The organism is Mycolicibacterium chitae, from assembly GCF_900637205.1.
Taxonomy (GTDB): domain Bacteria; phylum Actinomycetota; class Actinomycetes; order Mycobacteriales; family Mycobacteriaceae; genus Mycobacterium; species Mycobacterium chitae.
In genome coordinates, this window is the sequence record NZ_LR134355.1 from 4,479,371 (window position 1) to 4,491,750 (window position 12,380).

The window sequence follows — 12,380 nt, forward strand, 5'->3', positions numbered from 1 at the left end:
AATGACATCTGTAGCCCCGACCCGCCGCACCACCGCGCCCCGCAAGCGCGGCGACGAGACGCGCGCGAAGATCATCGACGAGACCGTGCGGTGCATCGTCGAGGAGGGCTTCCCCGCCGCCACCGCCAAGCACGTCGCCGAACGCGCGGGCGTGACCTGGGGTGTCATCCAGTACCACTTCGGCGACCGCAACGGACTGCTGATGGCCGTCGTCGACGACGGGGTGGCCCGCCTGATCGAGAGCCTCTCCACCGCCGAGGTCGGCGAGCTACCGCTGACGCAGCGGATCGAGACCGTCGTCGACATCGCCTGGCAGTGCTACAGCAGCCCGACGTCGAAAGCGGCGTTCGAGATCCTGCAGGCCACCCGCGGCGGCTTGGGCGGCGCATCCCGGCAGCACCTGCTCGACATGAACGACGCCGTCAGCGCCCTGGGCCGGCTGATCTCCGAGGACCCCGCCGATCATCAAGTGGCCGAGGTGATCTGGGCCGCGCTGCGCGGCATGGTGCTGGCCGACATGATCGTCGGCGTGCCCGTCGACTGGCAGCGCGAACGAGCCACACTGATCGACATGGCCGCGCGTTACCTCCAGCGGTAGTCAGCGATCGGTGGCCGGCGCCGCACTGGGCGCCAGCTTGGACACCAGCGCATTGGCGATCACCCCGACCACGATCATGGCGATGCCCACCGCATCCGGTAGCGCGTCGGTCACCCAGCCGAAGATGCCGGCGATGAGGACGAACATCGGCGCCCAATCGAACAGCGTGAGCACCGACGGCGCGGGCTCCGATTCGCCTCTTGCGGCGGCCTCCTTGGCCGAGGCGTAGTCCGGATAGAACTCGGTGAAGGCCACCGCGAAGAAGATGGCCGCCAACTGCAGCACCCAGCCGGTCCAGAAGTCGTCGGGATTGTGCAGCGCGAGGACGCCGACGGTACCGATGATCGCCGAGAAGGTGAAGGCCGCGGCCCACACCGCGGAGATCACATAGTTGATCCTGAGGAACACCGGCGTGCCCCAATACTCCTCGGGTGCCTGCTCCTTCGCGTACGGGAGGGTGAACGGTTTTCGCACGATCAGTGTGGCGATGACGAACAACGCCAGGCACAGGTTCGTGAGCTCGCCGGCCCACATCTCCATCCAGCGGATCGCCCCGTCGGAGGCGAACAATCCCACAACGGCCAGGACCGCGAAGAACAACGCACCGAAGACTTCCAGGGCGTGGATCGAGATGCCGCGCCGCTTGCCGAGCCACATGGTGAGCAGCGTCAGGCCCAGCGCGGAGCAGACCGCCTCCTCGAAACGCCCGGGAGAGGACAGCACCGACATCAGGATCCAGGGCGCGATGCCCGACAGCGGCGAACGCAGGTATCCATCCAGGAACCGGATCATGATCAGGAGAATATTCCCATCCGGACCAAAGTTCAGGGCAGTTCGACGAGTTGTGTTGCAATGGTGGCCATGAGCGATCTCGAGGACATCAAGCAGGTCAAGTATCGATACCTGCGCGCGCTGGACACCAAGAAGTGGGGCGAGTTCGCCGCCACGCTGACCGAGGACATCGTCGGCGACTACGGATCCTCGCTGGGCGAGAAGCACCACTTCACCGACCGGGACTCGCTCGTAGAGTTCATGCGTAATGCCCTGCCCGCCAATGTGATCAGCGAACACCGCGTCACCCACCCCGAGATCACCGTCGACGGCGACGAGGCCACCGGGACCTGGTACCTCCAGGACCGGGTGATCGTCGCCGACTTCGACTTCATGCTGGTCGGCGCGGCGTTCTACCAGGACCGGTACCGCCGCACGCCCGACGGGTGGAAGATCAGCGCCACCGGTTACGACCGGACCTACGAGGCCACGATGTCGTTGAAGGGGTTGGACTTCAAGCTGACGCCCGGTGCAGCGCTGGGATAAGTGGCCGGGGTGTGCCCCCTCCCCAACGAGACGACTAGTGTCGGACGCGATTGCGCTGACACATTTTTGGGTGACGGGATAGATTTCCACGGCGCCGCAAATAGGTCCTAAGGTGCTATTGCTTCGTCACCGCGATCACCGCACCGGGACGCAGCCAGCGCATGATCTGCACCAAAGTCCCATCGTCGATCCCTACACAGCCAGCAGTCGGGCCGCCATCGGTGGTGTGCACGAAGAACGCGCCGCCCTTACCCGGGATCCGCTCCTTGTTCACGCCCATGACGACGGCGTGCTTGTACTGCGGGATATGGAGATTCTCGGTGCCGCTGCTCAGATTGGTGTTGAACGCGCACTGGTCCTTCTTGCAGACCTGCATCGTGTTGTACGTGGGGCTTTTCATGTCCCCGTCCCACCAATGATCCCGAGTGACCTGGACGTACTGGAGTCCACCGCCGGGATTGGGATCTGTGCCGAATGCGAAGTCCAGGCTGTAGACCCCCATCGGGGTCATCATCGATCCGTCGAAGTGATCCTTCGACATTCCCTTGGACCCAATCTTGGCGGGAACGCCGGCGGTCACCGGCTGCCATCCGCCGGCGCCGCGCTGCCACACGTCCAACTTCGCATCCGAACCGCCGACGCCGGTCACCGCCAATACCTGCGTCGCACCACCGACGCTCTGCGCAAACCACGGGGTGTAGTCGGCGCTACTGGTCGGCGCCATCAGGAGGGCAAGACAAGCAGCAGTCATCAGCACACTCAATAGTCGGCGCACAGAACCATGCTTGCCGCGGCACGTCACCGTTGGGAAACAGATCGGCGTCCACTACATACCGGGTGGTCCCGCTTTGTGCCGTTTGCGTACGGCTTCCTGGCAGGGCCTGGTCGCGAATCACTGAATAGCCAGGCTGAGAATCGGCGTTACGATCACGGAATGTCGAATCCGCCGTACGGAGGCATGCCGCCAGCTCAAGCACCCTGGCCTCCGCAAGGCCCGCCACCTGCGCGGCAGTCCTCTCGACTGCCACTTGTTCTGACTGCGGCCCTGGCCGTGATCGCCATCATCATTGCGATCGCGTCGTGGTTCCAACCTGCACCTGAACCCGAGGCGCAGGCAACTGAGCAGCAGTTCAGTGAGCAGGAGGTCACGGAGGCGAAGGAGGCGGTCTGCGGTGCGTGGGATGCTGCGTACAACGCCATTCAAACCGCTGCTTCACGAACCAGCAATGACGAAACGATCGCTTTTATACTAGCTGTTGAAGTCAAACTCGCATTCCATGCTTCCGGAGATTACATCGAATCGGCATTACGAGATCACAGCGCTACCGAAAATGATTTAGCAGAAGCTGCCAGACAATTATCTTCAGCATACCATCGAGCGATCCTCTTCCAACTCGCCGACGAACCCTCGAATAAAGTTGATGAGATCAAGTCGGAGATTCGAGCTGCTGAGTCAACACTCAAACTGGAATGTGAATGATTACTCGCGCCACCTTTAGTCCATGGGTCCAGATTATCATTGGACCTCACTTACCTGGCGAACCGTCCATCACCACAGCCTCCAACTCCTCGCGCAATCGTGGTGGCATTGAGTCGTTATTTCAGGATTATCAGAATCAACTGTTCACGACGAGGACGACGACCCTAGCGGCCGTCGAAGGCTCAACTGCTGATGCCACCCGTTCCGCGGTTCACAGGGCTGAACAGCAGGCCGCCAATATTTCACAAAGGAATGGTGTCAAGAAATCCTCCTACGGAACCGCCTCAGACACACTTCAGCAACTCCGTTCGGATCTTCTAGAGATTGGCGCTCAAGCCGACAAGGAAATCAACTCGATCATCCAATCCAAGAAGTCGCTACCACAAAAAGTTGTCGAGGTGATCGCGGCGATTGAGAAGTACTCAGCATACGCCGCGCACAAAGCAATCGGCAGCAGTGGGAACATGATGAAAGCGATCCAAGCAGTGTTGACCGCCCAAGGCGATGGGCGATCGCCGGAAGAGTTCGCGGCTGCAAACGGGATCACCCTGAATAAGCCCGGCCCAATAAATCATGAAAACATCAAGTCCTACGTGGAGAAGGCTCTAAAGGAACCCGCGCAGTCGCCAGCCATGACAGGAGTTTCCAATGGCTCGTCCACTAGCGAATCGATATCAATGGGGTCCACCGAAAACTTGCCGACGACTTCCGAAGTTCAGCCCGTCGGAGGCGCCGCAGCTAGCGGAGCGTATCCCTCTGACCACTATCCGGCTTCGGTGGGCAAGCAGCCATCAGCCGCGGGTCAAGGCACGGGGGTTGCACTAAGTGCGGGAAGCTCCCCCGACCTCCCCGCCGGCCCCTCAACCCCCACCCCCACGACGATCAGCAACATCACCCCCGGAATCCCCGATAGCGCGGTGCCGACGACCGCGGTCCCGACCACCTCGGCCTCGCTGGCTCCGTCCGCCCCGGTGTTCTCCGCTCCTGACCTGGGCCCCCAGCAGTTGGCCGACAGCTTCACCCGCGGCATCGAGGTCGGCGCGCCGATGTCGCAGGGCACCGGAGCGCTGACGCAGAACGTCATGGACACCGCGTTCCGACCGTCGACCGGCACTCCAGACTTCGCGATGCCGAGCGGCGGGCCCGACTTCTCCCCCGCCACCACACCCAGCTCCGGGTTCGCTGTAGCCGAGGCGGCCCAGCACGCTGGCGGCTCGACCGGGTACGCCGCGCACAGCACCATGGCGCCGGCACCCACCATGTACGCCGCCCCCATCGCCCCGATGACCACCATGGCCCCGGCCGCACCGGTCATGTCACCGGGCCCGCTGCCGGCCTACGGCGCCGACCTTCGCCCCGCCGCCATGGCTGCCCCCGTCGTGCCCTCCGCACCCCCACCATTGGCCTCAGCACCGGCATCCGCTCCGACCTCCGCGGCCGGCGCCAACGCCTTGCACCAACAAGGCCCCGTCGTCCGCCACACACCAGGCCCCGCTGCCGCTGCCACACCGCCGGTGGGTCTCACCGAAACCGCCGCGGCGGCAGCTACTTCCGGCGCTGTCACCGGAGCACTCTCAGCCGAGGCCGCCACCCGCTCGCGCCTGCAGAGCCTCCTGGAAGCGGTCGCTCGCCAGGAACCCCAACTGCGCTGGGCAATCGGCGAACGCGATGACGGCAGCACCGTCCTGGTCACCGACCTTGCCGGCGGCTGGATCCCGCCGCACGTCGAAATCCCCACCGGCGTCGGACTTCTCACGCCGGCACCGCGACGCAACAGCCTCGAGGCCATGCTGGCCGATGCCGCCCTCATCGAAACCTGGAGTCCCGGCCAGTTCCTCCCCGACGCCAAAGACGTTCCCCCGACACCGATGTCGCTGCGGGCGCGCGACCTGCCCGACGTCGACGACATCAACTGGGAACTGACCCAGGCCACCAACTGGCGCGACGGACTCCCCCGTCTGGCCCACACCTTGGCCAAGGCCGGCGTTGCCGGCACCGGCGTCCTCGACACTGAAGCCGACCTGCTGCGCGAACACCTGGCCGCCACCGCCGCGGCCGTGCGCAACAACTATCCGGAGACCGACGCCGACGCCGTCGGAAACTGGCAGTTGCTGGCCGCCATCGACGCGCTGATCGCGCAGCGGCCCACCACCTTGAACTACCACTTCGCCTGGTTCCAGGCGTTGCACACGGCACCGAGGGGGCCCGCCGGTGAGTGACCAGATCGACTTCGACAGCGACGCCTATCAGAGGGCCTACGGCGTCCCACCGCCACCGGGCATCCCGTCGGACATGATCGGGCCGGCCGCCGTCTGGACCGAGCAACTCCTGGTGACCCTGCAGACCGCCGCCAATGCCGACGATCCGATGGACATCGCCGCAGGTGAGGCGGGCTATGCGGAGCGACAGGCGTTGGCCCAGCGGGCGTTGACCGGCTTCCCCGAGAACGAGGCTCAGGGCCAGGCACAGTTCCAAGAGGTCAGCAAGATGGCCGAGCAGATCCCGCAGATGGCCAGCGGGATCGCCGGCGGCATCGCCGGTGCCCTGGGTGGGGCCCTCAAGCCGCTGACGGAACTGCCGCAGCAGCTGGCCCAGTCCATGCAGGGCCTCATGCAACAGGGCATGGGGGCGCTGGAGAACGGCGGCGAGGATCTGGGCCTCGACGCCTTCGAGGCCTCCGCCCTGAGCGACGAATTCGGCGGCGGCGCAGGGGGTCTCGACCCGGACACAGCCGCTGGTGGCGGAGGCGGCGGCGGCTTCGGCGGTACCGTGCCGATGTCCACCCTCGGCCCGGCCGCGACGCCGACGGGTGCCACTGCCCCCACTTCGGGCAGGGCCACCATGATGTCGGTCGCGCCGGCGGTGCCCGCCTCGGTGCCGGGGCACATGGGCGGCATGGGCGGCTATCCGATGATGCCGCCGGGCGCGATGGCTCGCGGCGGTGCCAGTGCCGACAACGACGACAAGACCGCCACCAAGAAGGTCTCGGTGCCGTCGGTCAAGAACGGCGCCCCGGTCCAGGGCCGGGTGTCGGCCCCGCCGACCGCCCCGACCGTCTCCAAACAGGTCGAAGGCAAGACCGTCGCGACGCGGCGCATCGTCGTCCCCAACGACAAGAAATCCGGCGACGACGCCGGTCGCTGAGCAAACGCTATTAGCCTGGGCCAGATGAACCTGCCCTGGCAACGCGCGCGCGGACTCCAACGGATCACTGAAGGGATGGGCACCCTGGACCGCGAGGTCTTCGACGCCATCGCTGATTCGCCGACGCCGCTGCTCGACACGGTGATGCCGCCGCTCACCCGGGCGGCCGACCACTCCAAGCTGTGGTTCGCCATCGCCGCCGTGCTGGCGGCCTCGGGCCGGCCCACCGCCCAGCGCGGCGCGGCCCGCGGCGTCGCGACCCTGGCCGTCACCAGCCTGCTGACCAACCAGGTCGCCAAGCGGATCTGGAAGCGGCCCCGGCCCAACCGCGCGTCGGTGCCGTTGCCCCGGCAGATCAAGCGCTTCCCCACGTCACACTCGCTGCCGTCCGGGCATTCGGCCAGCGCCGCGGCCTTCTCGGTGGCCGTCGGGCTGGAGAACCCGCCGCTGGGCCTCGGGCTGGCGCTGCTGGGCGGCCTGGTCGGCCTGTCCCGGGTGGCCACCGGCGCCCATTACCCCGGCGACGTCCTCGCCGGCTTCGGCATGGGCGCGGCCATCGCGGTCATCGGGGGCAAACTCGTCCCACCGATCGTCGAGGCCCAGTTGCCGCGCACCGAACCTCTCGTCGTCGACACCCCGCCGCGCCCCGACGGCGCCGGCGTGGTTCTGGTGGTCAACCCGGCCTCTGGCAGCGGTACCGGTGCCGACGTCATCGAGGAGGTCCGCGAGGCGTTGCCGCGCGCGGAGATCGTCGAACTCGACGCCGACGACGACCCCGTCGAGGTGTTGAAGTCCGCGGCCGAGCGTGCCGAGGTGCTCGCCGTCGGCGGCGGCGACGGCACCGTGTCCACCGCGGCCGCCATCGCCGTGGAGGCCAAGCTGCCGCTGGCGGTGTTCCCGGCTGGCACGTTCAACCACTTCGCCAAGGACATCGGCTGCCCGACGGTCGCCGACACGGTGGAGGCCATTCGCACGGGCTCGGTGTCGTGCGTGGATCTGGTGTGCCTCAACGAGGAACACATGGTCATCAACACCGCGAGCATCGGCGCGTACCCGATGTTCGTCCAGACCCGCGAGAAGCTGGAACGACGGCTGGGCAAGAAGGTGGCCGGGGCCTACGCGATGCTGCACACGCTGCGCAACGACGAGCCCGTGCGCATCACCTACGACAACAAGACGCTGCAGACGTCGCTGTTCTTCCTCGGCAATTCGGTCTATCTACCAACGGGATTCGCCCCGTCGCGACGCACCCGAATGGACGACGGCCTGATCGACGTGCGCATCCTCGAGACCGGCCGGCGCTTCGCCCGGGCCCGCATCCTGGCCGCGCTGGCGCTGGGTCGCCTGGAACGCAGCCCGCTCTACCACGAGATTCAGGCCCCGGAGTTCAGCTTCAGCAGCGACGAGCCCACCGCGGTCGCCCACGACGGCGAGGTCGGCGAGGAATACGACCGCGCCACGTTCACCTCGATGTATCGAGCGCTGCCGGTCTTCCGCCCCACGCCGTGAGCAACGGCAGGCACGCCAGGTAGTAGAGGTAGCCCAGCGCCCAGCCCGCCAGCACGTCGGAGGGATGGTGCACGTTGAGAACCACCCGCCCCCAACCGATCGCGACGACGATCACCGCACCGGCGATCATCAGCGGTCGCCGCCAACGCGGGTCGACCATCGGGAGCAACACGGTCAGCAGCGCGAGGACGCTGACCAGGACGCCGAGGGCATGCCCCGACGGGAACGACAACGACCAGGCGGACACCAGCGCGGTGTCCGGCCGCGCGCGACCGGCGATGTACTTGGCCACCTCGATGAGCACGCCGTTGAGTTCCACACTGACGAACAGGAACAGCGCCGCGCCCCGGTCGCCGCGCACCAGCAGCCAGATGATGGGGATCAGCGTCACGAGGCGGAACACCGCGGGACCGAAGATGGTGCAGAACGCATCCCAGAGGGCCACCCACGCCGGGTGAGCGACGCCGAAGTCGTGCAGCGGGGCCAGCAACCACCAGTCGAAGGCGCTCAGCCAGGACCAGTCTTGTGCGGATCCGATCCACAACACGACGTACAGCAGGGCGGCTGCCACAGCAGTCACTGCGGTCCGACGAGTCACTCCACACTCGTACCACAACGCTCGTCCTGCTCGAGTTGACGGCACCCCTTACGATGCCTGTGACCTCTGGGAAGGATGGCGATGACGGCACCGAAGTACGTCGGATACCTGGGCGGCGCGGCGGTCGCCGCGGGCGTCGGGATGGCGATCGCGGTCGGCGGTGTAGCCACGGCCCACGCCGAGGGCACCGACACCAAATCGGACAGCAAGTCCGAGAGCACGTCCGCCGAGTCCAACGGCCCCAAGAAGGAGCGGTCGACCGGCCTCGGTAAGGCGGCGGCGAAGCTGGAGAAGCGCGCCGCCAAGGTTGCCCGCGACGCCCGGGAGGCTCGCGAGGCCCGGTTGGAGCGGGTGGCCAAGTTCGACCCGGCCGAGGCGGTCAAGGATCTGCAGAAGCGCTTCGACAAGGCCGCCAAGCCCGCCGACGAGCCCGAGGTCACCGACGCCGAGGCCAAGCCCAAGCGCCTGGACCTGGCCGCCCGAGCGGCCGCGGCCGCGCAAGCGCTGGCGCCGGCCAAGGAGGCCCCCGAGGCCGCCGTCGTCCCGGACGTCGAGACCCGGTCGGGCACCGACGACCTGTTCTCGAATCCGTTCCGCCCAGACGACCCCGAACCCACCCCGGCCGGGATGTTCGGCCCATTCCTCGACATCCGCGAGGCCGTGCTGGACGTGAGCCCCGACGCGATCGACCCGTTTGTCCGCGAGGGTTTCGAGGCCGGGTACCGGGTGAGCCAGATGGTGCCGTGGGTGAACCTGCCCATCCCGCTGCTGCAGATCGCCGCGGCATCGGCGGATCCGGAGCAGAGCGTGCCCCAGGCTGCGATCAACCAGTTGCTGCTGACGCTGCCGCCGGTGGGGATCGCCTATTACGGCTATGACCAGGTGGCCGACCTTCTCAATGTGGAGGACGCCGCGGCCGCGCTGAAGGAAGACTTCTATCGCACGGTGTGGGACACCCTGGACCCGCTCGAAATCCTGCACGAGCGTGGTGAATCCGGCCTGCCCTAGAAAGGTGGCGGCTCGCCGTCGGGCACCGACGGCAGGTCGAAGTACCAGTTGTTCCAGCGTTGTCGTTGCGTGCGACGTTCGTGATTTCGCCGACGTTCGGCTTCAATGGCTGCGGCGCGATATTGGGCGCGGGTCCGGCGACGCCGCGGCATCATCGCGGTCCGGTTCCCGCACCGCTCCTCGGCCGAGCCGCCGGGTTCGGGCAGGTAGCCGGTCGGCGTGCACAGCGTGGGGAACAGCAGGGCACTGCCGGGCATGGTGACGTAGCGGCGACCATCGGGCAGGGTCCAGATGACCGTGCCATCGGGCAGCTGCTCGTCGCGCCAGCCCCAAAAAGTCTTGAGCAAGTGGTGTTTTCGGCACAGCGCCTTCAAGTTCGAGGCGTGCGTCAGGCCGTCGCGCTCGTAAGGAATCGTATGGTCGAGATCGCAATTGGCCGCGGGATGATCGCAGCCGGGCGCCCGGCAGGTCAGGTCCCGGCAGCGTACGAAATCCGCCAATGCGCGCGACGGGCTGTACCGCGGCTCCGGCGGGGCGTCGATGGGCCCGATCACCGGCAGCAGCTTGGCGTTGGCCGCGAGTTCGCGTAGCACCTCGGCCGAGATCAACGCATCACTGCCGGGGATCACCGCCGGCGTCTGGGACGTGCCGTCCAGCGCGCCCTGCTCGGCCACCACGTGGATGACGACGTTGCCCGCCGGTCGCGTGTTCGACCAGGCCGGGCAGGTGTCGCTCCCGCAGGTGCAGGTCAGCCGGTCGGCTCCGGCGACCATCGCGTCGAGCGCATCGGCGCGGCGTTGGTCCCGGGTGCGCGGGTCGCCGTCGCACACGGTGCCCGCCAACTCGTCGAGACGTCGATCCAGCGCCTTGCCCGTGGTGTCGAAGACCTGTCCCACCACCTCGGCCATGCCGTCATCGGTGGCCTGCACCTTCACGTAGCGATCCTCGATCGACTCCTTCGACCGTCGCACCGCATCCGGGTCGACCTTGGCGACGATCTTGTCGATCGCTCCGGCCAGGCGCCGCCGGCTCATCGCGGGCCACCGAGGTGCCCGCGCGGCGATCTGGGCATCGACCTCGTCCAACGCATCGAGATCGGTAATTAGGTGGGTACGGAAGACGATCGTTTGGAAGAGGCGGAAATCGATGTCTCCGGCCTCGAACCTCGCACCCACCTTGGGCAGGCGGTGGCGCATGGCCATGGCGTAACGAAGGTAGCTGGTGCCCAGCCCCAGCCCGATCCGCAACGTCGCGGCCACTTCGGCGGCCACCGCCTCGAACAGATCGATCACCCAGTCGTCGCAGCCACCGAAGCTCTTCTCCCGCTCCTCGAACAGGTCCGCGATCGACACCAGCCGTTCGGCGGCCGCCTGCGCTTCGGCCCGCGACGCCGCCGCGATGCGGTCGACCAGCGCGGTTGTCGCCGGGGTCGGCGGCTTGACCTTGGCCTGTTCGAACATACTTTCGATTGTGGCATGGAGGTGTGACACTTGACGGCATGCCGTCGCCCGGACCGTCGCTGAGCGCCTGGCGATTCGTCACCGTCTTCGGCACGGTGAGCCTGCTCGCCGACGTCGTCTACGAGGGGGCTCGCTCCATCACCGGGCCGCTGCTGGCCTCGCTGGGCGCCACCGCGCTGGTGGTGGGGCTGGTGACGGGCATCGGCGAGGCCGCGGCGTTGGCGTTGCGCGTGGTGTCCGGGCCGTTGACCGACCGCACCCAGCGGTTCTGGGCGTGGACCATCGCCGGTTACGCGCTCACCGTCGTCACCGTGCCGTTCCTCGGCGTCACCGCGACGTTGTGGGTGGCGTGCGCACTGGTGATCGCCGAACGGGTGGGCAAGGCCGTCCGCAGCCCCGCCAAGGACACGCTGCTCTCCCACGCCACGCACGTCACCGGCCGCGGTGTCGGCTTCGCCGTGCACGAGGCCCTCGATCAGATCGGCGCGATGCTGGGTCCGTTGACGGTCGCGGGCATGCTGGTCCTCACCGGCGGCGACTACGGTCCCGCGCTGGGTGTACTCGCCGCCCCCGGCACCGCCGTGCTGGCCCTGTTGATCTGGCTGCGGTGGCGGGTGCCCCGACCCAGCGAGTACGAACCGGTCGACCGCGACCGGCAGGCCGACGGAAGCCCCGTGACGACGCGGGCGCCGTTGCCCAGGGAGTTCTGGCTGTACTGCGCGTTCACCGCCACGACCATGGTCGGGTTCGCCACCTTCGGGGTGTTGTCCTTCCACATGGTCACCCGCGGACTGCTGCCGCCTGCCGCGGTGCCGGTGATCTACGCGGCGGCCATGGCCGCCGATGCGGTGGCCGCGTTGGCGTCCGGCTGGCTCTACGACCGCGTTGGCCCGGTCACCCTGGCGGCGCTGCCCGTCCTGGCACTGATCATCCCGACCGTCGCCTTCACCAACGACGTCACGCTGGTCATCGCCGGCGCCCTGGCCTGGGGCGCCGCGGTCGGCATCCAGGAGTCCACCCTGCGCGCGGTCGTCGCCGACCTGGTGGCCCCGCCCCGACGGGCCACCGCGTACGGACTGTTCGCCGCCGGGATGGGCGCGGCCACCGCCGCCGGCGGGGCGCTGACGGGCTGGCTCTACGACACCTCGGTCCCCGCACTGATCGCCACCGTGGCCGGCGTCCAACTGGTCGCCGTCGCGCTGGCCGCCGTCGCCCTCCGGCGCCGACGCGCGGCCACGACGGCCCGATGATCCCGGCGAAGCCCGG

At 67.6% G+C, this 12,380-nt stretch carries 12 protein-coding genes; 8 read left to right on the plus strand and 4 right to left on the minus strand.

Features of this window, described 5'->3' with window-relative positions; genetic code table 11:
• Position 1 precedes the first annotated feature (1 nt).
• Positions 2 to 598 (plus strand): TetR/AcrR family transcriptional regulator, encoded by a 597-nt coding sequence (locus tag EL338_RS21520; RefSeq protein ID WP_126335596.1) that lies wholly within the window; start codon positions 2 to 4, stop codon positions 596 to 598.
• On the opposite strand, the gene EL338_RS21525 is transcribed toward EL338_RS21520, so the two are convergent.
• Positions 599 to 1,390: a DUF3159 domain-containing protein gene (locus tag EL338_RS21525; RefSeq protein ID WP_126335597.1), complete on the minus strand. Its 792-nt coding sequence runs from the start codon at positions 1,388 to 1,390 to the stop codon at positions 599 to 601.
• 69 nt (positions 1,391 to 1,459) lie between these two features.
• On the opposite strand from EL338_RS21525, the gene EL338_RS21530 reads away from it, so the two are divergent.
• Positions 1,460 to 1,915 carry a nuclear transport factor 2 family protein gene (locus tag EL338_RS21530; protein ID WP_126335598.1) on the plus strand — a complete coding sequence of 152 codons (456 nt, stop codon included), beginning with the start codon at positions 1,460 to 1,462 and terminating at the stop codon, positions 1,913 to 1,915.
• Positions 1,916 to 2,030: 115 nt separating this feature from the next.
• Here EL338_RS21530 and EL338_RS21535 read toward each other — a convergent pair whose 3' ends face one another.
• Positions 2,031 to 2,690, minus strand: coding sequence for a L,D-transpeptidase family protein (locus EL338_RS21535; RefSeq protein ID WP_126335599.1), 660 nt, complete (start codon positions 2,688 to 2,690; stop codon positions 2,031 to 2,033).
• 159 nt (positions 2,691 to 2,849) lie between these two features.
• On the opposite strand from EL338_RS21535, the gene EL338_RS21540 reads away from it, so the two are divergent.
• From EL338_RS21540 to EL338_RS21555, 4 genes are all read left to right on the plus strand, one after another.
• Entirely contained in the window at positions 2,850 to 3,395 is a 546-nt protein-coding gene (locus EL338_RS21540; RefSeq protein ID WP_126335600.1) for a hypothetical protein, read from the plus strand.
• A gap of 917 nt (positions 3,396 to 4,312) precedes the next feature.
• Positions 4,313 to 5,614 carry a DUF5631 domain-containing protein gene (locus EL338_RS21545; protein WP_126335601.1) on the plus strand — a complete coding sequence of 434 codons (1,302 nt, stop codon included), beginning with the start codon at positions 4,313 to 4,315 and terminating at the stop codon, positions 5,612 to 5,614.
• Complete coding sequence (locus EL338_RS21550; protein WP_126335602.1) at positions 5,607 to 6,539, plus strand: hypothetical protein; 933 nt, start codon at positions 5,607 to 5,609, stop codon at positions 6,537 to 6,539. Before EL338_RS21545 ends, EL338_RS21550 begins: the two co-directional genes overlap by 8 nt.
• Before the next feature lie 24 nt (positions 6,540 to 6,563).
• Positions 6,564 to 8,048 carry a bifunctional phosphatase PAP2/diacylglycerol kinase family protein gene (locus EL338_RS21555; RefSeq protein ID WP_126335603.1) on the plus strand — a complete coding sequence of 495 codons (1,485 nt, stop codon included), beginning with the start codon at positions 6,564 to 6,566 and terminating at the stop codon, positions 8,046 to 8,048.
• Here the strand turns inward: EL338_RS21555 and EL338_RS21560 are convergent.
• Positions 8,002 to 8,628, minus strand: coding sequence for a phosphatase PAP2 family protein (locus EL338_RS21560; protein WP_235666245.1), 627 nt, complete (start codon positions 8,626 to 8,628; stop codon positions 8,002 to 8,004). The genes EL338_RS21555 and EL338_RS21560 overlap by 47 nt on opposite strands.
• A 99-nt stretch (positions 8,629 to 8,727) precedes the next feature.
• Here EL338_RS21560 and EL338_RS21565 point away from each other — a divergent pair, with 99 nt between their 5' ends.
• Positions 8,728 to 9,654, plus strand: coding sequence for a hypothetical protein (locus EL338_RS21565; protein WP_126335605.1), 927 nt, complete (start codon positions 8,728 to 8,730; stop codon positions 9,652 to 9,654).
• Here EL338_RS21565 and EL338_RS21570 read toward each other — a convergent pair.
• A complete protein-coding gene (locus tag EL338_RS21570) occupies positions 9,651 to 11,114 on the minus strand; it encodes an HNH endonuclease signature motif containing protein (RefSeq protein WP_126335606.1) in 1,464 nt (487 codons plus the stop codon). The two genes, EL338_RS21565 and EL338_RS21570, sit on opposite strands and share 4 nt — an antisense overlap.
• Positions 11,115 to 11,152: 38 nt before the next feature.
• Here EL338_RS21570 and EL338_RS21575 point away from each other — a divergent pair, with 38 nt between their 5' ends.
• Positions 11,153 to 12,364, plus strand: coding sequence for an MFS transporter (locus EL338_RS21575; protein WP_126335607.1), 1,212 nt, complete (start codon positions 11,153 to 11,155; stop codon positions 12,362 to 12,364).
• The last annotated feature ends 16 nt before the right edge of the window (positions 12,365 to 12,380 follow it).

Excerpts from the sequence above, each read along its gene's own strand:
- EL338_RS21565 (WP_126335605.1), top strand. The coding sequence starts at position 8,728 with ATGACGGCACCGAAGTACGTCGGATACCTGGGCGGCGCGGCGGTCGCC.
- EL338_RS21520 (WP_126335596.1), top strand. The coding sequence starts at position 2 with ATGACATCTGTAGCCCCGACCCGCCGCACCACCGCGCCCCGCAAGCGC.
- EL338_RS21540 (WP_126335600.1), top strand. The coding sequence starts at position 2,850 with ATGTCGAATCCGCCGTACGGAGGCATGCCGCCAGCTCAAGCACCCTGG.
- EL338_RS21530 (WP_126335598.1), top strand. The coding sequence starts at position 1,460 with ATGAGCGATCTCGAGGACATCAAGCAGGTCAAGTATCGATACCTGCGC.
- EL338_RS21555 (WP_126335603.1), top strand. The coding sequence starts at position 6,564 with ATGAACCTGCCCTGGCAACGCGCGCGCGGACTCCAACGGATCACTGAA.
- EL338_RS21525 (WP_126335597.1), bottom strand. The coding sequence starts at position 1,390 with ATGATCCGGTTCCTGGATGGATACCTGCGTTCGCCGCTGTCGGGCATC.
- EL338_RS21575 (WP_126335607.1), top strand. The coding sequence starts at position 11,153 with ATGCCGTCGCCCGGACCGTCGCTGAGCGCCTGGCGATTCGTCACCGTC.
- EL338_RS21570 (WP_126335606.1), bottom strand. The coding sequence starts at position 11,114 with ATGTTCGAACAGGCCAAGGTCAAGCCGCCGACCCCGGCGACAACCGCG.